Annotated in this window: 23 protein-coding genes and 1 pseudogene; 11 read left to right on the top strand and 13 right to left on the bottom strand. The window is 70.0% G+C overall.

The genetic code is table 11. The annotated features are described in order from the left end of the window. Positions 1-50 precede the first annotated feature (50 nt). A complete protein-coding gene (locus J4030_RS11105; RefSeq protein WP_208049286.1) occupies positions 51-341 on the bottom strand; it encodes a hypothetical protein in 291 nt (96 codons plus the stop codon). Between the two features lie 135 nt (positions 342-476). Here J4030_RS11105 and J4030_RS18675 point away from each other — a divergent pair, with 135 nt between their 5' ends. Next, entirely contained in the window at positions 477-551 is a 75-nt protein-coding gene (locus J4030_RS18675) for a 50S ribosomal protein bL37 (protein WP_370639715.1), read from the top strand. Between the two features lie 75 nt (positions 552-626). Here the strand turns inward: J4030_RS18675 and rsrA are convergent, their stop codons facing one another. The 5 genes from rsrA to J4030_RS11130 all read right to left on the bottom strand — a co-directional run bounded on the left by rsrA (position 627) and on the right by J4030_RS11130 (position 4,248). Then, positions 627-887: a mycothiol system anti-sigma-R factor gene (gene rsrA, locus J4030_RS11110; RefSeq protein ID WP_208049287.1), complete on the bottom strand. Its 261-nt coding sequence runs from the start codon at positions 885-887 to the stop codon at positions 627-629. Continuing rightward, positions 884-1,534: a sigma-70 family RNA polymerase sigma factor gene (locus tag J4030_RS11115; RefSeq protein ID WP_208049288.1), complete on the bottom strand. Its 651-nt coding sequence runs from the start codon at positions 1,532-1,534 to the stop codon at positions 884-886. The genes rsrA and J4030_RS11115 overlap by 4 nt, the downstream gene beginning before the upstream one ends. 207 nt (positions 1,535-1,741) lie before the next feature. Next, a complete protein-coding gene (gene fgd / locus J4030_RS11120; RefSeq protein ID WP_208049289.1) occupies positions 1,742-2,743 on the bottom strand; it encodes a glucose-6-phosphate dehydrogenase (coenzyme-F420) in 1,002 nt (333 codons plus the stop codon). 10 nt (positions 2,744-2,753) lie between these two features. Then, on the bottom strand, positions 2,754-3,392 hold the full coding sequence (locus J4030_RS11125) for an alpha/beta family hydrolase (protein WP_243763204.1): 639 nt from the start codon (positions 3,390-3,392) through the stop codon (positions 2,754-2,756). 4 nt (positions 3,393-3,396) lie between these two features. Continuing rightward, complete coding sequence (locus J4030_RS11130; protein WP_208049290.1) at positions 3,397-4,248, bottom strand: SOS response-associated peptidase; 852 nt, start codon at positions 4,246-4,248, stop codon at positions 3,397-3,399. A gap of 40 nt (positions 4,249-4,288) precedes the next feature. Here J4030_RS11130 and aroA point away from each other — a divergent pair, with 40 nt between their 5' ends. From aroA to gabT, 5 genes are all read left to right on the top strand, one after another. Beyond that, positions 4,289-5,590, top strand: coding sequence for a 3-phosphoshikimate 1-carboxyvinyltransferase (aroA, locus tag J4030_RS11135; protein WP_208049291.1), 1,302 nt, complete (start codon positions 4,289-4,291; stop codon positions 5,588-5,590). Continuing rightward, the gene (gene rsgA, locus J4030_RS11140; protein ID WP_208049292.1) at positions 5,587-6,669 is read left to right on the top strand and encodes a ribosome small subunit-dependent GTPase A; all 1,083 of its coding nucleotides are present in this window, start codon (positions 5,587-5,589) and stop codon (positions 6,667-6,669) included. Before aroA ends, rsgA begins: the two co-directional genes overlap by 4 nt. 2 nt (positions 6,670-6,671) lie before the next feature. After that, the gene (locus J4030_RS18535; protein WP_208049293.1) at positions 6,672-8,441 is read left to right on the top strand and encodes an FUSC family protein; all 1,770 of its coding nucleotides are present in this window, start codon (positions 6,672-6,674) and stop codon (positions 8,439-8,441) included. Next, positions 8,438-9,232, top strand: coding sequence for a histidinol-phosphatase (hisN, locus tag J4030_RS11150; RefSeq protein ID WP_208049294.1), 795 nt, complete (start codon positions 8,438-8,440; stop codon positions 9,230-9,232). The genes J4030_RS18535 and hisN overlap by 4 nt, the downstream gene beginning before the upstream one ends. 88 nt (positions 9,233-9,320) lie before the next feature. Next, positions 9,321-10,658 carry a 4-aminobutyrate--2-oxoglutarate transaminase gene (gene gabT / locus J4030_RS11155; RefSeq protein ID WP_208049295.1) on the top strand — a complete coding sequence of 446 codons (1,338 nt, stop codon included), beginning with the start codon at positions 9,321-9,323 and terminating at the stop codon, positions 10,656-10,658. A gap of 10 nt (positions 10,659-10,668) precedes the next feature. On the opposite strand, the pseudogene J4030_RS18285 reads toward gabT, so the two are convergent. Further along, a pseudogene (locus tag J4030_RS18285) lies at positions 10,669-10,800 on the bottom strand (DUF664 domain-containing protein); the annotation flags it as partial. Positions 10,801-10,937: 137 nt separating this feature from the next. Here J4030_RS18285 and J4030_RS11165 point away from each other — a divergent pair. Genes J4030_RS11165 through J4030_RS11175 form a run of 3 tightly spaced genes read left to right on the top strand, consistent with a single transcriptional unit; the run spans position 10,938 to position 12,108 of the window. Further along, positions 10,938-11,087 (top strand): hypothetical protein, encoded by a 150-nt coding sequence (locus tag J4030_RS11165; protein ID WP_208049296.1) that lies wholly within the window; start codon positions 10,938-10,940, stop codon positions 11,085-11,087. An 8-nt stretch (positions 11,088-11,095) separates the two neighbouring features. Beyond that, positions 11,096-11,674, top strand: a complete 579-nt coding sequence (locus tag J4030_RS11170; protein ID WP_208049297.1) for a PRC-barrel domain-containing protein — start codon at positions 11,096-11,098, stop codon at positions 11,672-11,674. Then, the gene (locus J4030_RS11175; RefSeq protein ID WP_208049298.1) at positions 11,674-12,108 is read left to right on the top strand and encodes a PRC-barrel domain-containing protein; all 435 of its coding nucleotides are present in this window, start codon (positions 11,674-11,676) and stop codon (positions 12,106-12,108) included. The genes J4030_RS11170 and J4030_RS11175 overlap by 1 nt, the downstream gene beginning before the upstream one ends. 10 nt (positions 12,109-12,118) lie before the next feature. Here J4030_RS11175 and J4030_RS11180 read toward each other — a convergent pair whose 3' ends face one another. The 3 genes from J4030_RS11180 to J4030_RS11190 are packed head-to-tail and all read right to left on the bottom strand — an operon-like array spanning position 12,119 to position 16,211. Next, the gene (locus J4030_RS11180) at positions 12,119-13,465 is read right to left on the bottom strand and encodes a pitrilysin family protein (protein WP_208049299.1); all 1,347 of its coding nucleotides are present in this window, start codon (positions 13,463-13,465) and stop codon (positions 12,119-12,121) included. Further along, the gene (locus J4030_RS11185) at positions 13,462-14,748 is read right to left on the bottom strand and encodes a pitrilysin family protein (protein WP_208049300.1); all 1,287 of its coding nucleotides are present in this window, start codon (positions 14,746-14,748) and stop codon (positions 13,462-13,464) included. The genes J4030_RS11180 and J4030_RS11185 overlap by 4 nt, the downstream gene beginning before the upstream one ends. Positions 14,749-14,783: 35 nt before the next feature. After that, positions 14,784-16,211, bottom strand: coding sequence for an NAD(P)/FAD-dependent oxidoreductase (locus tag J4030_RS11190; protein ID WP_208049301.1), 1,428 nt, complete (start codon positions 16,209-16,211; stop codon positions 14,784-14,786). 94 nt (positions 16,212-16,305) lie between these two features. On the opposite strand from J4030_RS11190, the gene J4030_RS18290 reads away from it, so the two are divergent. Continuing rightward, positions 16,306-17,100, top strand: coding sequence for an FHA domain-containing protein (locus J4030_RS18290; protein WP_208049302.1), 795 nt, complete (start codon positions 16,306-16,308; stop codon positions 17,098-17,100). A gap of 12 nt (positions 17,101-17,112) precedes the next feature. Next, positions 17,113-19,548, top strand: coding sequence for an FHA domain-containing protein (locus J4030_RS11200; protein WP_208049303.1), 2,436 nt, complete (start codon positions 17,113-17,115; stop codon positions 19,546-19,548). 6 nt (positions 19,549-19,554) lie between these two features. Here the strand turns inward: J4030_RS11200 and smpB are convergent, their stop codons facing one another. From smpB to ftsX, 3 genes are read right to left on the bottom strand one after another with little or no spacing between them, the layout of a single operon-like run. Beyond that, positions 19,555-20,025 (bottom strand): SsrA-binding protein SmpB, encoded by a 471-nt coding sequence (gene smpB, locus J4030_RS11205; RefSeq protein ID WP_179479408.1) that lies wholly within the window; start codon positions 20,023-20,025, stop codon positions 19,555-19,557. 30 nt (positions 20,026-20,055) lie between these two features. Next, positions 20,056-21,348, bottom strand: a complete 1,293-nt coding sequence (locus J4030_RS11210) for a M23 family metallopeptidase (RefSeq protein WP_208049304.1) — start codon at positions 21,346-21,348, stop codon at positions 20,056-20,058. 9 nt (positions 21,349-21,357) lie between these two features. Beyond that, complete coding sequence (gene ftsX / locus J4030_RS11215; RefSeq protein ID WP_208049305.1) at positions 21,358-22,278, bottom strand: permease-like cell division protein FtsX; 921 nt, start codon at positions 22,276-22,278, stop codon at positions 21,358-21,360. Positions 22,279-22,284 lie beyond the last annotated feature (6 nt).

Raw genomic sequence — 22,284 nt, forward strand, 5'->3', positions numbered from 1 at the left:
GCCAACAACTTCGTACTGTAGAGACTACGAGGTTCGATACCCCGGCAGGATCAACGCTGGGGAATCCAACCGGTGAAGTTGTTCACGCGCGGAATCCAACCGGTGAAGGAGGAAGTGGCGGTGCTGGCAGAAGTGGCGGAAGTGAGCATTGTGAAATCCTTCTCTCGGCCCGGTTGGGCTGTGGTATGAGTGCCGCGGTTGGCGGCTTCGGGCGTCTGGCTGAACCCGTTGAGGAAGACCATGTCAAAAGAGCGGGTAAAAAGTCCACCTTCAAACGGTATAGTTTGCCAAGATCTGGCAATTTTTACTGAACCTTGACCAATCCGATCGGTGACGCACACCGAACAGGGCCTCAAACGCCGAAATGGCCCCACCGTCGGCGTGGTCGGGTGCGCGTGAGGTGCGCGATACCCTGGGGACCGCAGTCGATCGACCACCGCAGCCGTTCCGAGGCCGCCGGTCAGCAGGAGGACCTCATGAGTAAGCGCGCACGCAAGCGCCGTTCCCGCAAGGGCAAGTCGGCCAACCACGGCAAGAAGCCCAACGCCTGACGCATCACCGGTCAGGAACGACCGAAGGCCCGCATCCCCCGAGGGGGATGCGGGCCTTCGGTCTTAGTTGCTGGGTCAGTTGCGGTGCACACGCACCTCGGTCACCGTGACGGTGGTGATCTGGGTCAGGATCTGGGCGCGCAGCGTCTCCGGCGCGGTCTCAGAGGTGCAGGACCGTCGTACGAGCGCCTTGAGGATCGCGTCGCGCTCGTATTCCTGCAGACATGGCGGGCAGTCCTCCAGATGGGCCTGCAACTGAGCGCACTCCCTGTCGCTCAGCTCGCCGTCGAGATAGGTGTAGAGCTGACTGATGTAGGCGTCGCAACCGTCGCTCATGACCTGGCCTCCTCACGGATGAACCCGCGCTCTGTGGCGTAGTCGGTCAGCAATTCCCGCAGCATGCGACGACCACGGTGCAATCTGGACATCACCGTCCCGATCGGCGTCTCCATGATCTCGGCGATCTCTTTGTACGCGAAGCCCTCGACGTCCGCGAGGTAGACGGCCATCCGGAAATCCTCGGGAATCTCCTGCAGCGCACGTTTCACGTCGGAGTCCGGAAGGTGATCCAGCGCCTCCGTCTCGGCCGACCGCAATCCGGCTGAACTGTGCGACGCGGCCCGGGCGAGCTGATAGTCCTCGATCTCCGACGCGTCCGACTGCAGCGGCTGACGCTGCTTCTTGCGATAGGTGTTGATGTAGCTGTTCGTGAGGATGCGGTACAGCCAGGCCTTGAGGTTGGTGCCCGGCTTGTACTGGTGGAAGGCCGCGTACGCCTTGGCGAACGTCTCCTGCACCAGGTCCTCGGCGTCCGTCGGGTTGCGCGTCGTGCGCAGGGCGGCGCTGTAGAGCTGGTCCAGGTAGGGCATGGCATCCCGCTCGAAGCGGGCCGCCCGCTCGGCGTCGGTCTCGGTGGAGACGTCGACGTTGCCGTCGTCGGTGTTCACCCGCTCCTGTGCAGCCACGGTGTCGTTGTCAGTCATCACCCGCCAGCCTAGTCCGCCGGTAGCGGGCGCGTCGGCGGGGCGGAACGGGGCCGGGAGCACTGCGTCTCGGGGACGGGTGCCCGGATGGCGGACCTCGCCGACCGGTGCTTCTGACAGGGCGAACACGCTGCCTCCTCACGGGGGTACTGACGGTCTACGACCCTTGTTCCAACAGGGTCGCGTCGCGTCACATTCCCCGGGGCGTCACAGTTCGCGCAGGGCCGGCAGCACGTCCTCGGCGAACTGGGCCAGGAAACGGCGCTGGTCCGACCCGGGTGCGTGCACGACGAAGTGGGTGAAACCCAGCTCGGCGTACGGCGCGATCCCGTCGAGCACCGTCTGGGCGTCGGACGCCACGATCCAACGGCTGGCGATCTGCTCGATCGGCAGCTCGTCGGCCGCGCGCTCCATCTCGATCGGGTCGTGCAGCGAGTTCTTCTGCTCGGCGGTGAGGGCCAGCGGAGCCCAGAACCGGGTGTTCTCCAAGGCCTTCTCCGGGTCGCGGTCGTAGGAGATCTTGACCTCGAGCAGCTGCTCGGTGTCCCCGGCCTCCTTGTGGGCCAGCGACATCCCTTCCTGAATGGCGGGCACCAGCTTGTCCTCGTAGAGCTCGCGGCCCTTGCCGGAGGTGACGATCACACCGTCGCCCATCCGACCGGCGTACTTGGCCATGGTGGGCCCGCCGGCCGCGACGTAGACCGGGATGGGGGTGTCCGGACGGTCGTAGATGGTGGCGTCGCTGGTGCGGTAGTAGTCCCCCTCGAACGTCACCCGTTCCTTGGTCCACAACTGACGCATCAGCCGCACCGACTCCCGCAGGCGCGCGAACCGCTCCTTGAAGTCCGGCCAGCCGTCCAGGCCGACCGCGACCTCGTTCAGCGCCTCCCCACTGCCGACGCCGAGGATCACCCGACCCGGGTAGAGGCACCCCATGGTGGCGAAGGTCTGGGCCAGCACCGCCGGGTTGTAGCGGAAGCTGGGGGTGAGCACGGACGTGCCGAGCACGATGCGCTCCGTGCGCGCGCCCGCGGCCGCCATCCAGGTCAGCGCGTGCGGCGCGTGGCCGCCCTCGTGACGCCAGGGCTGGAAATGGTCGGACGCGAACGCGCTGTCCAGTCCCGCGGCCTCCGCCGCGACCGCCAGATCCACCAGCTCGGTGGGGCCGAACTGCTCGGCCGATGCCTTGTACCCGATGCGAAGTGCCATGGGTTCGACGCTACTGCGTCAGCGCGCTCAGCCACCCCTCGGTCGCGACGAGCACGTCCTCGGGGTGCCTGCCGAAGCTGTGGTCGCCGCGCACGGCGTACACCGCAGCCGCCTCTCCCAGCGCTGTGCGGACGTCGTCGGGGGTGCCGAACGGATCGCGCTGACCCTGTACGACGGCCAGCGGCAGCCGGGCGTCGAGCACCAGCTGGGTCTCGTGGGCACGGCTCGGCCCACCCGACGGCGGGACGAGGGGGAAGGACAGCGCGAGGACGGCGTCGGCGCCGACCTGGGAGGCCGTCCGGCAGGCGACCCGGGCACCCGCGGAGCGCCCACCGACCACGAGCGGCCGCGGCAGCGCCCACCGACCCCGGCACAGCGCGGCGAGGACCGGCACCCATGCGGCATCCAGTGTGCGGGGCGGTGTCGCGATCCTCCGACCCGCCACTCGCCACGGTTGTTCCACGCGCACGTAGGTCCATCCGTCGTCGACCAATGCCCGCAGCGCCACCAGATCCGCTGCCTCCACTCCCCCGCCGGCGCCGTGCGATAGCACCAGCGATCCGCGGGTCGGAGCCGCTCGCCCGGGGCGTTCGACGTGCACCCGCGCCGGCCCCTGCGGGGTCTGGATCTCTCTCACGGACAGCGGCATCGGTTCACTCCTCGACGGGGCCGAGCACCTGGCCGATGGTGGGATCCACGACGCCCACCAGCTCGCTCTCGGGCGCCGGGTCGAGCAGGTGGGCGCCGTTGTTGCGACCGGAGCTGACCGCCGGACCGACGGGCCACGCCTCGAACCTGCCGGGGTCGTGATCGGCGAGCGCCGCGCGCACGAAGTCCGGGTCCTGCTGCGCGGGGTCCAGCCACTCGTCCCACAGGTCGCGGTCGAGCACGTACGGCTGTCGCTCGTGGATCCGGTCCAGGCCGTCCTCGGCGCCGGTCGTGATGATCGAGAACGACGCCACCCATGCCGACGGGTCGTCCTCGGCCGCGCTGCGGTCGCGCCAGAACTCGTACACGCCCGCGAAGGCCAGCAGGTCCTCGTCCGCGCGGTGCACGAAGAACGGCTGCTTGCGCGGCTTGCCGCCCTTGGTGGTCGCGGTCGGACTCACCTGCCACTCGTACCACCCGGCGGCCGGCACCAGGCACCGTCGCGCGACGGCCGCCTTCGCGAACGCCCCCTTGTCCAGCAGGGTCTCGGCGCGGGCGTTGATCATCCGGATCCCCACCTTGGTGTCCTTGGCCCAGCTCGGCACGAGCCCCCAGGTCAGCAGCCGCAGCTGCCGGACGGCCTGCTCGTCGCCGGTGCCCTTCTCCGAGCGGTCCGGCCGGGTGAGCACGACCGGCGCCTGCTTGGTCGGCGCCATGTTCCAGTCAGGGCGTCCAGCCGGCGGGTCCTGGGGGTTGACCAGGATCGAACGGGTCGCGTCCGCGGTCCGGTCGAGCTCGATCTCCATCTGATCGACCAGATCGTCGGGGTTGAACGTCGCGGCATACCGTCCACACATGGGGGCGAGCGTAGGCCGGGCGCCGATACCGTAGGTCCCGATGAGCAACCCTCCCCTGGATCCGCACGACTGGCAGGCGCCGCACGCGGCCGGCCCGATCGATGCCGACATCACGGTGCCCGGCAGCAAATCCCTCACCAACCGGTATCTGGTGCTCGCGGCGCTCGCCGCAGACACCTCCCGGTTGCGACTTCCGCTGGAGTCTCGTGACACGTTGCTGATGGCCGACGCGCTGCGTGCGCTCGGCACGCGCATCGACCGCGAGGACGCCGAGACGGTGCGGGTCGACCCCGCCGCGTTGCGCGGCCCCGCCCAGATCGACTGCGGCCTGGCGGGCACCGTGATGCGGTTCCTGCCTCCGGTGGCCGCGCTGACGCGTGGACGGGTGCACTTCGACGGTGACGAGGGTGCACGGCGCCGGCCGATGGGTCCGGTGCTGGACGCGCTGCGCGCGCTCGGCGTGCCTGTCGAGGGCGACGGGCTGCCGTTCTCGATCGAAGGGTCGGGACGGGTGGCCGGCGGCACCGTGCACCTGGACGCGTCGGGCTCCTCCCAGTTCGTCTCGGCGCTGCTGCTGGCCGGTGCGCGGTACGACGAGGGCGTGACCGTCGTGCACGACGGAAAACCGGTGCCGTCGCTGCCGCACATCGAGATGACGGTGGAGGTGCTGCGCGACGCCGGCGTCATCGTCGACGACAGCGACGCGAACCAGTGGCGTGTGGAGCCGTCGGAGATCTTCGCCCTCGACGTCGACGTCGAGCCCGACCTGTCCAACGCCGCGCCGTTCCTCGCCGCAGCGCTGGTCGCGGGCGGTGAGGTGCGCGTGCCTGCGTGGCCGCACACCACGACCCAGGCCGGCGACCAGATCCGCGACATCCTGGACATGATGGGCGCCGAGGTGCGCCTGGATCGCGACGGCCTGTCGGTGCGCGGCGACGGCCAGATCGGCTCCCTCGACGTCGACCTGCACGACGTCGGCGAGCTGACGCCGGTGATCGCGGCGTTGGCCGCGATGGCGGACGCTCCCTCGCACCTGCACGGCATCGCCCATCTGCGCGGGCACGAGACCGACCGGCTCGCCGCTCTCGCCGCCGAACTGGGCGCCCTCGGCACCGACGTCACCGAGACCGACGACGGTCTGATCCTGCGTCCGAAACCGTTGTCGCCCGGCCTCTTCCACACCTACGCCGATCACCGGATGGCGATGGCGGGTGCCGTGCTCGGCCTGCGGGTGCCCGGGCTGCAGGTGCAGGACATCGGGACCGTGGCGAAGACCCTGCCCACCTTCACGACGCTGTGGGACTCGATGCTGGGCAACGCTGACCGGGTCGGGACCCGGTGAGCAGGCAGCGCGAGTACGACGAGAGCGACGTCCGGGTGCGCCCGGGGCGCCGCGGCTCGCGGCCGCGCACCAAGGAGCGTCCGGCGCATGCCGACGCCGTCATCGGGCTGGTCATCGGCGTGGACCGCGGACGGTGGACCTGCCTCGTGCACGACCGGCCAGTGATCGCGATGCGCGCCCGCGAGCTCGGCCGCAAGAGCGTGGTCGTGGGCGACCGGGTGGGTCTGGTGGGCGACACCACCGGCGACCCGGGCAGCTTGTCGCGGATCGTACGTATCGAACCGCGGACCAGCCTGCTGCGCCGGACCGCCGAGGACGACTCGGACAAGATCGAGCGGGTCATCGTGGCCAACGCCGACCAACTCGCGATCGTGACGGCGCTGGCCGACCCGGAGCCCCGACCGCGGATGGTCGACCGGTGTCTCGTGGCGGCGTACGACGCGGGCATGGACCCGCTGTTGGTCCTCACCAAGTCCGACCTGCGCGACCCGGCCCAGTTCCTGCAGGACTACGTCTCGCTCGACGTGCCGTACGTGGTGACGACGTCCATGAGCGGCACCAAGGGCGACGATGCGGACGACGGCCTGTCCGACCTGCGCGAGCGGTTGCAGGACCGGATGACCGTGCTCGTCGGCCACTCCGGGGTCGGCAAGTCCACGCTGGTCAACGCGCTCGTGCCGCACGCCGGCCGCGCGATCGGCATCGTCAACGCCGTCACCGGCCGGGGTCGGCACACCTCCACCTCCGCGGTGGCGCTCCCCCTCGCCGACGGCGGGTGGGTCATCGACACCCCGGGCGTGCGGTCCTTCGGACTCGCGCACGTCGACCTGGACCGGATCATCGACCACTTCCCCGACCTGGCGGCGGGCACCGACGACTGCCCTCGCGGGTGCACCCACGACGAGCCGGAGTGCGGATTGGACGCCTGGGTCGCGAGCGGCAACGCCGGGCCGGCGGGCCCGTCGCGACTGGAGTCGCTGCGCCGGTTGCTGCGCTCGCGCGCCGGCACCTCCGACGAGCACGCGACGACGCCCGACGAGCCCGAAGAACCCGTCCTGCCAGCTCCCGACGAGCACTGACCGTGGCGACCTGGGGTGTGCCGGAGACTGTCAGCCGGCAGGTGCTCAACTTCACCGAGATCAAACCGGTCGCCCCGGGCCGCTGGAAGTTCGCGCTCGAGGCGACCTTCCTCACCGCCGTGTCACTCACGGTGGTCGGCCTCGTCCTGTCGCCCTCGCTGGCGATCATCGGTCTCACCGGAGCCTTCCTGGCGACCATCGCGCGCTCCAGGCCGTGGCGGGAGCGGCTGATCATCCTGTCCACGATGTACGTCGGATACCTCGCCTCGGTGACCCTCGGCGCGCTCACCGGTTCGCGACCCTGGCTGCTCACCGTCGTCCTCGTCCTGATCTCGCTGGTGGTCGTGCTCGCCTACAACGCGCTGGTGGGCGAGCAGCCCGGGCCGATGTTCCTGATCATGGGTGCGGCGATCGCGTCGTACCTGCCGACCGTGCACGTGCCGGTCCACACCGTGGTGGAGATCAACGCGCTCGGGACCGGCAGCGCGTGTCTGGCGTCGCTGCTGCTGCAGATCGCGCGCCGCGACACCACCGTGGACGACGCCATCGACGAGGCCGAGGAGGCCGTGCACGCGTACACGAGCACCGTCCCCGATGAGGGCGATCCCGCCGAACGCGGCCGGTTGCGCGACCGGGCCTACGCCGCGGTGTTCCGTGCCAGCACGGTTCTCGAGGCCGCGGTCGGCTCCACCCCGCACAGCCGGCGATGGACCCGGACGAATCTGCGACTGCGACAGGTGCATACCGAGCTGGTCCGACGCATCTCCCTCGCCGGACTGCACGACGCCCCGATCGCGGCCGCCCAGATGGAGGAGCAGCGCTACCTGGGGTCGCCGTCGTTCCCCTACCTGCTGCGCTGGGGGCTGTCCCAGCGGTCGCTGCCCTGGCTCGCGGCACGTCGTCTCGCCGCCGCGGTCCTCATCACCTGCGCGATCTCCTATGGACTGCATCTCGGGCACCCCTACTGGGCCGTGCTCACGACCGCGCTCATCATCACGGTGGGGGCCGACCGGCTCTCTTTGACCCACCGCGCACTGCACCGGCTCGCCGGCACGCTGGCCGGGGTGCTCGTCTTCTTCGCGCTGCATGCGATGCACGTGAGCGGCCTGCTCCTGCTCGGCGTCGCCCTGCTGCTGGTTTTCGCCATGCAGATGGTCGTGGTGCGCAACTACGCGCTCGGCGGGATCTTCATCACGCCGATGGCGCTGCTCATCTCCACCGCGAACAACCCCTACCAGCCGGTGGGCCACATCGCGGGCCTGCGGATCGTGGACACGGCGGTCGGGGCTGCATCGTCACTCGCGGTGATCTGGGTCAGCAGCCGTGGGACGCCGATCGTCCTGGTGCGCCGCCAGTACCGGCGCGCGCTGCGCGCGCTGGAGCGTGTCCTGGTGATGCTGGCGGACGGCGAGCAGTCGACGCCCGCGGGCTTCGAGTCGCGCCGTGATCTGTCCTTCGAGCAGCTGCAGTGCGCACAGGTGCTGCAGATCGCCCAAGAGGATCTGCCGCTCACGCTCGGCAGCTGGGGTGCGCTCGAAGCGGCCCTCAACAAGGTGTCGTACACGGTGCTCGCTGCGTGCTGGACGGTCGACCCGCCCGCGACATTGCACGCCGATGCGATGGCCGCGCGGCTGCAGCGCATCCTGTCCAAACTCCCGCCGGTCAGCCGCACCCTGGTGGACGCGCACGAGCTCGCCGACGACCTGCACGACGTGTTGCGCATCGGGATGGCGCGCGACGGGGCTACGGCCGCGGATACGGTCTCGGGATGATCCCACCCGCTGACCGCGTGTACGAGGACGACGTGCGGATCGCGCACGTGCTCGCCGACGCGGTCGAGCCCACCACCACCGAGCGGTTCCGCGCCGACGATCTCTCGGTCTCGACCAAACCCGATCTGACACCGGTGAGCGAGGCCGACCTCGCCGCCGAGCGCATCATCCGCTCCCAGCTCTCCCGGGCCCGCCCGCGCGACAGCGTCAAGGGCGAGGAGTACGGCGTCACCGGCACCGGTGAGCGCCAGTGGGTCATCGACCCGATCGATGGCACCAAGAACTTCGTGCGCGGCGTGCCCGTCTGGGCCACCCTCATCGGCCTGATCGACGCCGGCGAACCGGTCGTCGGCCTTGTCTCGGCGCCCGCGCTGGGGCGCCGCTGGTGGGCCGGGCGGGGCACCGGAGCCTGGACCGGCCGGTCCCTCTCCAGCGCGAAACCCATTGCGGTCTCAGGTGTCTCGAAGCTGTCCGATGCGTCGTTCTCCTATTCGAGCCTGACCGGCTGGCGCGAGCGGGACCGGCTGGACGCCGTCGTCACGCTCATGGACGAGTGCTGGCGCACCCGCGCGTACGGCGACTTCTGGTCCTACATGCTGGTGGCCGAGGGCGCCGTCGACATCGCTGCGGAGCCGGAGCTGGAGGACTACGACATGGCCGCGCTGGTGCCGATCGTCACCGAGGCCGGCGGCCGGTTCACCGGACTGGACGGGCGCGACGGCTGCTGGAGCGGCAACGCGGTCGCCACCAACGGGCTGCTGCACGACGAGGTCCTCGCCCGCCTGCGCTGATCCGTTTTTCGATATCGAAAGAGCGCGGTGGCACACTTCTCCCGGGACGATGTCGACGTCGTTCCGGAGCCGTCCCGAAGGAGTACCCATGACCGTCGTCGAGCACACCGATCTGGCCCAGCGGCGCGAGCTGCGCACCGAGCTGCCCGGCCCGAAGTCCCGCGCGCTGGCCGAACGCCGTGCCGCGGTCGTCGCGGCCGGAGTCGCGTCGACGATGCCCGTCTACGTCGCCCGCGCGGGCGGCGGAGTGATCGAGGACGTCGACGGCAACACCCTCATCGACCTCGGGTCGGGCATCGCGGTCACGACCGTCGGCAACTCCGACCCGCGCGTCGTGGCCGGGGTCCAGCAGCAGGTCGCGGACTTCACCCACACCTGCTTCATGATCAGCCCGTACGAGGAGTACGTCGCCGTCGCGGAGAAGCTCGCGGAGTTGACCCCCGGAGACCACGCCAAGAAGTCGGCGCTCTTCAACTCCGGCGCCGAGGCCGTCGAGAACGCGATCAAGGTCGCGCGCTACGCGACCGGTCGCACCGCAGTCGTCGCCGTCGACCACGCCTATCACGGGCGCACCAACCTCACGATGGCTCTGACCGCCAAGGCCATGCCGTACAAGAAGGGTTTCGGACCCTTCGCCTCCGACATCTACCGCGTGCCGACGTCGTACCCGTTCCGCGACCCCGAGGGCATGACGGGCGAGCAGGCCGCGCAGCGCGCGATCGGTGCCGCGGAGAAGGCCATCGGCGCCGACCAGATCGCCGCGGTCATCATCGAGCCGATCCAGGGCGAGGGCGGCTTCATCGTGCCCGCGCCGGGCTTCCTGGCCGCGATGGCGGACTGGTGCACGGCCAACGGCATCGTGTTCATCGCCGACGAGGTGCAGAGCGGGTTCGCGCGGACCGGTTCCTGGTTCGCCAGCGACCACGAGGGCGTGGTGCCCGATCTGGTGACCACCGCCAAGGGCATCGCCGGCGGCCTGCCGCTCGCCGCGGTGACCGGTCGCGCCGAGCTGCTCGACGCCGTGCACGCCGGCGGCCTCGGCGGCACGTACGGCGGCAATCCCGTCGCCTGCGCCGCTGCCCTGGGCGCCATCGAGACCATGGCCGCCGACGGCCTGCTCGAGCGCGCGACCCACATCGAGGAGCTGGTGAAGGCACGCCTGCGCACCCTCGCGGAGACCACACCGGAGATCGGTGACGTGCGCGGTCGCGGCGCCATGCTCGCGATCGAGATCGTGAAGCCGGGCACCAAGGAGCCGGACGCCGCACGCACCGCGGCCGTCGCCAAGAAGTGTCACGAGCAGGGTGTCGTCATCCTGACCTGCGGCACCTACGGCAATGTGATCCGTCTGCTGCCGCCGCTGGTGATCTCCGACGATCTGCTGAACGAGGGTCTGGACGTCCTCACCGAGGCCTTCGGCTCCTGACGGGAGGGCCTCACTGGCCGACCCGGCCGTCCACGCACTCCCGCAGCAGGTCGGCGTGCCCGCAGTGCCGGGCGTACTCCTCTACGCGGTGCACGAGCAGCGACATGGTCGAGGGCGGCACCGAACGCCGCGCCGGCTGCTGAGGGTTCGGGCCCTCGGTCGTCATGTTGCACCCCTGGGTGTGGACTAGTGTCGGCAGCAGTGGTCGGCCGCGTGGACGCAGCCGTCCGGGCGTGACCGTCGTACGACGAGTTCGACTGACAACATGGAGGTTCCGCGATGACCTGGTGGGTCTGGTTGATCGTGATCGTGGTGGTCGTCCTGTTGCTGGTGGGGGCCGTCCTCGCCATCCAGGCTCGGCGGCGGCGCGGCGGCGTGATCGTCGACCCGGCCGGTTCACCGCGCACCAAGGGCGGCGGGGACCGATGACCCGGCTCATGCGCACCTCCAAGCTCGCGAAGCTGCCGGTGGTCACCATGGGCGGCGAAGACGTCGCCCAGATCAAGGACGTGGTGTACGCCGCGGGCGGCGGTCAGGTCGGCGGCTTCACCCTGGCGGGACGCGGGCTGTTCGCCGGTCCGCTGAAGCAGGCACTGGCCTGGACCTCGGTCGCCTCGCTCGGCGCCGATGCGGTGATGATCACCGACGAGGGCGCCCTGGAATCCACCGGCGCCGTGCTGGACAGGTCCGCCTCGAGCGGCGGATCCGGAGGCAACGTGCTGGGCTCGCAGGTGCTCACCGACGCGGGCGTGGATCTCGGCAAGGTCGTCGACGTCATCATCGAGGTGTCGCAGGGCGGCGAGGGGCAGTGCGACGTCGTCGGATACGAGATCGAGGCCTCCGAAGCGCTCGGCAGCAGCGGCACCGATGTACTCATCCCCCTGCCGGACACCATCTCCGTCTCCGGCGAGCACCTCATCGTGCCGGCGAGCGCCAAGGACTTCGTCGGACACGACCTCGCCGGTTTCGGCGCGGCCGTCGAGCAGTTCCGGGCCCAGTTGAAGGCGGACCGCTGATGCGTTTGAAGAAGGCGACCGGACTCAAGGTCGTCAGCCTCGCCACCGCGGAGACGATCGGGAAGGTGTCCCGGTTCGTGATCGACGTCCCGCAGCGCAGGATCTCAGCGCTCGTGCTGCGCAAGACCGACAAGCACGGCGAGATCCTCGCCTGGAGCGACATCACCGGCTTCGGCGACGACGCGGTCACCGTGGCCGACGTCGAGGTGCTGTCGGTGGCCGACGGTCCGATGAAGGAGTTGTCCGACAAGGACTACCAGCTCATCGGCAAGCGCGCGCTCAGCACCCGTGGCGACGACCTCGGAGAGGTCAAGGACGTCGACTTCGACCCCAGCACCGGTCTGCTCGAGCAGATCCACTACCCGGACGGCACGGCCCGCGGTGACGCGCTGGTCGGCATCGGCACCTACGCGGCCGTCCTCGACATCGACTGAGCGGTCTCGTTCAGACGACCGTGAGATCACCGCGGCCGAGAGCGCGTACGGCGTCCGCATGCGCCTCGGCATCACCGACCAGCACCAGCGTGCGCGGCTCACTCCCCCACCGGGCCCACGCCTGTGCCAGGTCATCGGCGGAGAGGCGCCGCAGGTCGCTCAGATAGTCGGTGACGAACCCGGTCTGCAGCCCGTCCAGGGCGAGTGCGGCCGCCTCGTCGGCGACCGCGTCCGCGGTGGCGTACCGACCCGGTGCGGTCATCCCCACGTAGTCGACGCCCGAGCGCAGCTCCTCCGGGGTGAAGCCGTCGGCGATGCCGTCGAGCACCTCCCAGAGAAGCTCGACAGCCGGCGCCGTGACGTCGCCGCGCACCGAACCCCCAGCCACGAACGTGCCGCTGGCGCCGCGGGGCCGAAAGCCCGCACCGAATCCGTAGGTGTAGCCCTTGTCCTCGCGCAGCACGCGGTCGATGCGCGCCCCGGGCGAGCCGCCGACCAGGTACCCGAGCACCGGGTACGGCGCCCAACCGCCGTCCACGCGACGCGGCGGTCCGGCCCAGCCGAGCTGCACCTGGGTCTGCACCGACCCGGGCCGGTGCACGAAGACGACCCGGTCGCCGCGGGTGCGCGGCAGGTCCAGTACGCCGGAGGTGGCCGGGGCTGCGCCCTTCGACGACCACGTGCCCAAGGTGGCGTCGACGGCGGTGTGCACCTGAGCGGCGTCGAGGTCTCCGGCGATCACCACCCGAGCGGCGTCGGGGGTCACGTGCGCGGCGTGGAAGTCACGGCAGTCGGCCGCACCGATCGCACCGACGGTCGCGGTGCGTCCGGCGACCGGGCGGCTGGCCCGTGCGGACGGGTCGTAGTAGGCGTCGATCCACTCCAATGCCGCCCGCGAGCCCGGGTCGGCCAGCTCGTGCTCGATGTCGGAAAGCCGTTGCGCGACATGGCGACTGACCTCCTCCTCTGGGAAGGCGGGCTCCGTGAGGCACTCCAGGGCCAGTTCGAGCGCCGGCCGCAGCGCACCGGTCGCGACCTCCAGCTGCACGGTCAGACCGAGCAGGGTCTGACTCGCGCCGAGCGCGATGCCGCTGCCCTCGAGCAGGCCGGCGAACTCGTCCGCTGTGTGCGAGCGGGTGCCCTCGTCCATCGTGCGCGACACGATCGTGGCCAGGCCCTCGCGGTCCGCCGGCTCCACGGTTGCGGGCAGCGGGATCACGACCTGGATCGAGGCGACGTGCTGGCCGGGGCGGTGAAAGACCGACAGCGGCACGCCGTTGCGCAGCGTCGTGTCGACCGGCTCGGGGAACGACCAGGGGGCAGGCGGTCGAACCTGGGGGCGTTCGATGCTCGTCATGCCTCGTCCTTCACGCTGTCGGTCCTGCGGTAGACGACCGTCGCGGCGTTGTCCGGTTGCAGGTACCGCGCCGCGGCCTGCCGGATCTGCTCGGGCGTCACGGCGAGCAACTCCTCCAGATGGGTGTTCACGTAGGTCGGGTCGTCGTGCAGCAGGGTGTACTGGCTGATGAAGTCGGCCCGCTCCTGCGTGCTCGCGAACGCCTGCAGGACGTCCCGAGTCGCGCCGGCCCGCAGCACCTGCATCTCCTCCTCCGTCGGCGGCGATGCCGCCAGCGCACGGAGTTCCTCGTGCACGGCGGACTCCAGCTCGGCGACGCTGTGGCCCTGCGCGACGTCGGCGCCCAGCATGCCGAGCGACACCCCGCCGGCGAGACCGAACGCGCTGCGGAAGACGTGGTCGGCCAGCCGCTCACGGCGTACGACGCGTCGGTAGAGCCGCGACGTGGCCATCCCGGCCAGCAGGTCCATCGCCAGCTCGCAGGCCAGGTAGTCCTCGGTGCGGTCACCGGGCAGCCGGAACGCCGTGTAGACCCGGTCGCTCGGCACCTCCTCGAGGCGTTCCACCCGCACCGGGGCGGTCAACGGGTCGAGCGGCGCGGACGGCGGTACGGGCGGTCGGTCCAAGGTGGGCAGGCCGCCGAAGTACGTCGCGGCGGCGTCGAATCCAGCCTCGACGCTCACATCGCCGCACAACGTGAGAACGGTGTTGCTCGGTCGGTAGTGCGCCGCGAAGAAGGACCGCACGTCCTCCAGCGACCCGGCGTCCAGATCGTCCATCGAGCCGATGGTGCTGTGGTAATAGGGGTGCCCCTCGGGGAAGACCGCCGCGTAGATGTCCGGCAGCGCGTTGCCGTAGGGCCGGTTGTCGTAGCGCTGGCGCTTCTCCTCCTTGACCACGTCACGCTGGTTGTCCAGGTTGCCCTGGTTGACCGCGTCGAGCAGGAAACCGTGCCGGTCGGCCTCCATCCAGAGCGCCAGGTCGAGCGCGCCGGTCGGCACCACCTCGAAGTAGTTGGTGCGGTCGAACCACGTGGTGGCGTTGAGCCGGGCGCCCGCGGCCTGCAGTCGGGAGAAGTGCTCGCCCTCGGCGACGTTGCGCGAGCCCTGGAACATCAGGTGCTCGAAGAGGTGCGCGAACCCCGTACGGCCGACGGCCTCGTGGCGTGATCCGACGGCGACCCACAGGTTGACCGCGACGGTGGGGACGTTGTGGTCCGGTGAGACGACCACCCGCAACCCGTTGGGCAGCGTGCGGGTCTCGACCTGATAGTCCAGCGGCATGCCCCCACCCTAGGGAGACGGGTACGCCGCGCCGCTCAGCCGGTCTCCCCGGCGAGGCGGTCGATGGCGACGGCGCGGCTCCGCTCGAGGTCCGCGTCGGAGTTGGTGATCGACGGGGTGAAGTCCTCACCGAGCTTCTGGATGGCGATCCGGGCGTAGATCTGCTGCTCGGTCGAGGTGCGTTCACCGCGACCGCGGCCGAGGAAGGAGACGATCCAGTGGAAGAACGTCCCGATCTGACTCTTGAAGCCGATGATGTAGACGAGGTGCACCCCGAGCCACATCACCCAGGCCACGAAGCCCGAGACCTCGACCTTGCCGATCTTGGCGACAGCGCTGAACCGCGAGACCGTCGCCATCGAGCCCTTGTCGAAGTAGTGGAACGGCTTGTCGTCGGGCTTTCCCGCGAGGCGGGCCTTGATCCGCTTTGCCGCGTACTTTCCGCCCTGGATCGCGACCTGCGCGACACCGGGCAGGTTGTCCAGCGCGATCATGTCGCCGACCAGGAAGATCTCCGGGTGGCCGGGCAGCGTCAGGTCCTTCTCGACGTGCACGCGGCCGTTGCGGTCGACCTGGGCGCCGGTGCGCTCTGCGAGCATCCTGCCGAGCGGGCTGGCGGAGACTCCGGCGGCCCACACCTTGCACAGCGCCTCGATCCGGTGCCGGGTGCCGTCGTGCGACTCGTACTCGATGCCCTCGGCGTCGACGTCGACGACCTTCGAGCCGAGGGTGACGGTGATCCCCAGCTTTTCCAGGCGGCGCTTGGCCTTGCCGCCGAGACGGTCGCCGTACGGCGGGAGCACCTTGTCCATCGCGTCGAGCAGCACGATGTGCGCATGCTGGGACTTGATGGCCCGGAAGTCGTGGGACAGCGTCCGCTTGGACAGTTCGGCGATCTGACCGGCCATCTCCACGCCCGTGGCGCCGGCGCCGACCACCACGAACGTCATCAACCGCGTCACGTCGTCGGTGCGTCCGGACGCCGCGGCCATCTCCGCCAGCTCGAAGGATCCGAAAATCCGGCCGCGCAGCTCCAGCGCGTCGTCGATGCTCTTCATGCCCGGAGCGAACCGGGCGAAGTGGTCGTTGCCGAAGTAGGACTGCCCGGCACCGGCAGCGACGATCAGGCTGTCGTAGTCGTAGACCTGCCGTTGGTCGAGGGCGTCGGTGACCACCTGGCGCTTGTCGACGTCGATATCGGTGACGTGCCCGAAGAAGACCTGCGCGTTCTTCTGCCGGGCCAGCACCTCCCGGGTCGACGGCGCGATCAAACCTTCGGAGAGGATTCCGGTCGCCACCTGGTAGAGCAATGGCTGGAAGAGGTGGTGCGTGGTGCCGGAGATCAGCGTCACGTCGACATCGGCATTCTTCAGGGCGCGTGCGGCGAAGAGTCCGCCGAAGCCCGAACCGATGATGACGACTCGATGCCGCCCAGTCGCCTGGTGTTCCTGGGATGCCTGCATGAATCCAACGTAGTCCGGACCGCAGTGATCACGCACCGTGCAGCATTAGTGTGGGGCCCGTTGTGACCAAGTTCGCAAGACCAGTGGAGACGCGATGAGCCACCCGCACGATCCCTACCGGCCGGCCGAGAGCGGCGGCACCGGTGCCGCTCGGCAGCACTTCGGTGAGCAGGCCGGAGCCGATCGGCCGCCGTACGACGACCCGCAGGGACAGGGGCGGTCGGGCACCGACTCCGCCGCTCGGCAGCACTACGGCGAGCAGGGCGGCACCGACCGGCAGACGCGCACGGCGCAGGCCGCACCCATCGACTGGCAGCGGACGACATCCCCGGCGGCCCCGCGCGGGTGGTCCGGCCCGCACCCGTTCGACGCGCCGCAGCCGCGGGAGGTCTTCGTGCCGCCGGCACCGGTGACCGAGTCCTCGATCCACCCGCCGGCCCCGGCCCTGACACCGGCTCCGTCGCTGGACAAGCAGCCGGCGCCGGTCGCCTTCCCCGAACCGGTGCCGTCACCGACTCCAGCACCGGCTCGCGAACCTGCTCCGGCACCCGTCCCGACCCAGGAACGGGCTCAGGAACCGGCTCAGGAACCCGCTCGGGCGGCCGAACCGCGCAGTCCCGAGCCCCCGGCGGACGCCGACGACGACGAGGCGCTCACCATCGGTCGTGGACGCGGCAACTCCATCGTGTTGGACGACATGCTGGTCTCGCGGCACCACGTGCGGATCACCGCGGACGACGACGGGCTGGTCCTGCAGGACCTGGGCAGCCGCAACGGCACCTACGTCAACGGACACCGCGTCGACCGCACGGCCTTGCACGAGGGAGACCGGCTGGGCATCGGCGCCACCACGTTCGAAGTGCGCGACGGCTGGCTCGTGAGCGTCTGAGCCGCCGCGTCCATGGACGGCCACGACGACCGCGGCCACGCGGGTGACCTCGCCCTGACCTTCCCCGGTGGTGCACGCCCGCTCGCGCCCGGTGAGTCGATCATCGTCGGGCGGTCACGCGACTGCGATCTGTCCATCCCCGAGGCTGGTGCCTCGCGACGTCACCTCGGCCTGACCCGCCAGGGCGCCACCGTCGTCGCCACCGATCTCGGCAGTGCCAACGGCACCTGGATCGACGGCCGACAGATCACCGCGCCGACCGTCGTACCGGCCGGGGGCGTCATCCGGCTCGGTGGGGCGCAGGGCCCGACGTTGCAGGTCCGATTCACGCCGCCCGCCCTGGCACCCAGCAACACCGGCGTGGTGTTCGACCGCTACCAGTTGCCGAGCGGCCCGATGCCCGAGCGGCGACCCGAGCCCGGCGGGTACGCCGCAGTGAGTTCCTCGGTGCCGCAGGTCATTCCGGCACCCGAGCAGTTCAGACCGGACCAGCACGGACGGCAGCCGTCGGGACCGGCCGTCCTCGGCATCGGCCGCGGGCTGGAGAACCAGGTCGTCCTCGACGATCTGCTCGTCTCGCGCCGCCACACCGAACTGGCCCCCCAAGACGGCGGATTCGAGGTGCGCGACCTCGGCAGCCGCAACGGCACCTACGTCAACGGGCAGCGCGTCGAGGTGGGCCGCCTCGGCGAGGGCGACCTGCTCGCGGTCGGGCACTCCCGATTCACCGTGCGACACGGGCAGCTGGTCGCCAGCGTCGACCAGGGCGACGTCGCCTTCATCGCCAACCACCTGTCGTACGCGCTGTCGGACGGCATGCTGCTGCTCGACGACGTGTCGTTCGCGCTGCCGGGGTCGAGCCTGCTGGCGATCATCGGCCCGTCCGGCGCGGGCAAGTCCACGATGCTCAAGGCGCTGACCGGCTCCCAGCCGGCGACGAGCGGCGAGGTCTACTACGACAGCCGCGACCTCTACCAGAACTTCCAGGACCTGCGGCACCGCATCGGCGTCGTCCCGCAGGACGACGTCGTGCACCGGCAGCTCACCGTGCGGCAGGCGCTGCGGTATGCAGCGGAGCTGCGCTTCCCCGACGACCTGGACGCGCACCTGCGGATGCAGCGCGTCGAGGAGGTGATGGCCGAACTCGGGCTGTCCGCGCACGCCGACACCCGCGTCGACCGTCTGTCCGGCGGGCAGCGCAAACGCACCTCGGTGGCACTGGAGCTGCTGACCCGGCCGTCCCTGCTCTTCCTGGACGAGCCGACCTCCGGGCTGGACCCGGGCCTGGACAAGCAGGTCATGCAGACCCTGCGCGACTTGGCCGACGGCGGCCGGACGGTTGCCGTGATCACCCACAGCGTCGCCAACCTGCACGTCTGCGACAAGGTGTTACTGCTCGCGCCGGGCGGCAAGGTCGCCTACTTCGGCCCGCCGGACCAGCTGCTGGCGTTCTTCGGCGCCCGCGATCACGCGGACGTCTTCAACACGGTCACGGCCGATCCCGACGGCGTACAGCACCGGTTCCGGACCTCACCGATGCAGGACGAGCAGGTGGCGGGCCCGTTGCGCGCACCGCGCGGTCTCGGCGGCCCGCAGGAACGGCCCCCGCGCCAGCAGAGCATCACCTCGCAGCTGTCGACCCTGGCCCGCCGGCACCTGCGCGTGATCCTCGCCGACCGCGGCTACGCCGCCTTCATGGTGCTCCTGCCGATCGTGCTGGCGCTGCTCACGATGGTGGTGCCCGGCCGATACGGCATGTCCTTCACCACGTTCCTGCAGGGCGGCCAGCCGGTCCCGCGTGCCGGCATCGAGGCCAGCCAGATCCTGGTGATCCTGATCCTCGGATCAGTCTTCATGGGTACGGCGGTCAGCGTCCGCGAGCTCGTCGGCGAACGAGCGATCTTCAAGCGGGAGAAGGCCGTCGGCCTGTCCAGCACCGGCTACGTGCTGGGCAAGCTGCTGATCTTCGGCCTGCTCACCCTGCTCCAGGCGGTCGTGCTGGTGCTGCTGGTCGAGACGCGCAAGGCGCCGCCGAGCAGCGCCGTCCTCCTCGGCTCGCCGACGTTGGAGCTGATCATCGCCTGCTGGCTCACCGCGCTGTCGGCGATGGCGCTCGGCCTGCTCATGTCGAGCCTGGTGCGCACCTCCGAGCAGGTGATGCCGCTGCTGGTGGTCTCGATCATGGCCCAGCTCGTGCTGTGCGGCGGCCTGTTCCCCGTCACCGGCCGGATCGTCTTGGAGCAGGTGTCCTGGCTGGCGCCGGCGCGGTGGGGGTTCAGCCTCGCCGCGGTCACCGTCGACCTCGACCGGTTCACGCTCAACGACAAGGACCCGCTGTGGCAGCACACGGTGAGCAACGGCACGCTCGCCGCGTCGATGCTCCTGGTGCTGACCGCTCTCTTCGCCGGTCTGACGCTGTGGCGCATCACCCGGAACACCGGCGAGTAGAAAGTCCTAGAGCTTGCGGCGCAGCGACATGGCGCGCTGCGCCTCGCGGTCGTCCTGACGCTCGCGCAGTGCCTGCCGCTTGTCGTAGAGCTTCTTGCCTCGGGCCAGCGCGATCTCGACCTTGACCTTGCCGTCGACGAAGTAGAGCGACAGCGGGATCAGCGTGTGCCCGCTCTCGCGCGACTTGATCAGCAGCTTCTCGATCTCCTCGCGGTGCATCAGCAGCTTGCGACGGCGGCGCGCGGAGTGGTTGGTCCAGGTGCCCTGGAGGTACTCCGGGATGTGCACGTTCTCCAGCCACAGCTCGCCGTCACGCTCGCTGGCGTAGCCGTCGCCGAGGGAGGCGCGACCCATCCGCAGGCTCTTGACCTCGGTGCCCATGAGGACGAGGCCCGCCTCGACCGTGTCCTCGATGAGGTAGTCGTGACGCGCCTTCTTGTTGTTGGCAATGATCTTCTTGCCGGATTCTCTGGGCACCCGTCAATGGTACGGAGCGGGGCAAACCGGTTACTGCAACCAGATCATCGGGTCGACGTAGGTGCCGTTGTCGAGCACCGCGAAGTGCAGGTGACAGCCGGTGGAGCGGCCCGTCGTACCGGAGTACCCGATGAGCTGGCCGCGCTGGACCGGCCCGCTGCGGACCACGAAACGGCTCAGGTGCTCGTACTCGCTGGCGAGGTTCTGACCTCGCACGAAACCGTGGTCGATCACGATGTGGCCGCCCGCGATGCTGTCGGTGGCCGCCTCGATCACGGTGCCCGGAGCGGCCGCACGCACCGGCGTGCCACATGCGTACGGGAAGTCGACACCGGCGTGCAGCATCATCACGTGCAACACCGGGTTCAGCCGCATGCCGAAGACCGACACGATGCTGGACAGCGGCATGGGCGGGGTGAAGAAGCCGTTGCCGCGCGGCGCGAACGCGGCCGGTTTGGCCGTCGCGGTGGACCACGCGCGCCGTTGCAGTCTGGCGAGAGCGATCGCGCGGGCCCGCAGGATGCCGCCCAGCCGCGCCGACTCGGCCTTCTGGACCTTGAGATTGGCCAGCTCGACCGTCTTCTGCTTCGACAGGCCGTTGCGGGCCACGGTCTGGCTGTGCTGCAGGGCGACGAGCCGGGTCTGCGCGGTCTGCGCCTCGTTGCGTGCCGTCGTCGCGGCGATGACCGCGTTGTCCGCCTGGATCTTCAACCCGGCCACCCGCCGGCGGGTCGCAGCAAGGGTCAGCCCCTGCGCCTTCTGGGTCGCGCGCTGGCTGGACAGCTTGGTCAGTACGCCGTTCTGCTGGCGCAGCAGCAGGTCGGCGATCGACGCCTCATCGGCGACGGCCGAGCCGTTCGAGCCGCCCGATCCCAGGATCTGCAGCGTCAACGCGAAGTTGCCGAGACCGCCCGCCTCGTAGCTGCGCCGGGCGATGCCGCCGACCAGGATCGTGGTGCGCGCCTGGGCGGCCGCGGTGAGCTTGATGGCCGCGGCGTTCTTGCCCTCGGTCGCCTGTGCGGCGCTGAGCTCACCGGCGACGATCGTGCTGTGGTTCTGCGCTCCGGTCAGGGCGGACTGCTTGGCGCTCACCTGCCGACGGGCGCCGGCGACGGCCTTCGTGGTGCTGTCCAACCTGGCTTGTGCGGCCACCAACGCCACGCCGATGTCGTCGAGGTCGGCCACCGTGGTCCTGATGCGGGCGTCGGTCTTCTTCTTCGCGGTGCCGGGATCATCGGCATACGCACGCACCGACACCGTCGTCGCACTGATCGCCACGAGGGCGCCGGCGAGGACGCGCACGATACGCACCGGGATCGGCATAGCGAATACCTACACCCGGACGTGGCGTCGGAGGGTCAACCAGGCCGTGAACAACGCAAGAACCACCGTGCCGAGGAACATCCAGGGCGTGATGGCCCACAGATCGTCGGTGCCGATCAGGCTCACCAGGTCCCCGCCGTTGCCGACGTGGTTGAACAGATGGTTGATGCCGAAGTGGATCAGAGCCCACAGGCCGGCGATCGCGAGCACCGCACCGAGCAGGGTCGCCACCATCGTCTCGATCACGAACGGCAGGTAGATCACCGAGTTCGAGGCGCCGACGACCCGCATGATGCCGACCTGCCGCCGGCGTGAGAAGGCCACCTGTCGGATCGTCGTGGTCATCAGCAGGACCGCGCACACCGCCATCAGGCCGGCGAGGACGACGGCGCCGATGCTGAGCAGGTTGAGGATCTTGAAGAACGTGTCGAGCACCTTGCCCTGGTCGCTCACCGCCTCGACGCCGTCCGCGCCGCTCACCAGGCTCGCGACGTCGCCGTACCTCTTGGGGTCGCTCAGCTTGACCCGGAACGCGGCCGGCATCGACTGCGGGCTGATCTGCGACAGATAGGGACTGGACGCGAACTGGGTCTTGAAGCGGCTGTAGGCCTGCGTCGAGGACTCGTAGTAGACCTGCTCCACGAGCGGTTGCTGGGCCAGCAACTCGCGCTTGATCGACGCCGTCTGCACCGGGGAGGCCGCGCCGTCGGCGCACGACGGCACGTCGCTGCTCTGGGAGGTGCAGAGGAACACCGAGACCTGCACCTTGTCGTACCAGTACCCCTTGGCGAGATCGACCTCTCGCTGCGCCAGCAGACCGGTGCCGATGAAGAACAACGAGATCATCGAGACCAGCACGACGGACGCCATCATCGAGGCGTTGCGGCGGATCCCACTGGCGATCTCCCCGAGCATGAACTGCAGTCGCATACCGGT

The organism is Allobranchiibius sp. CTAmp26 (assembly GCF_017565405.1).
Taxonomy (GTDB): domain Bacteria; phylum Actinomycetota; class Actinomycetes; order Actinomycetales; family Dermatophilaceae; genus Allobranchiibius.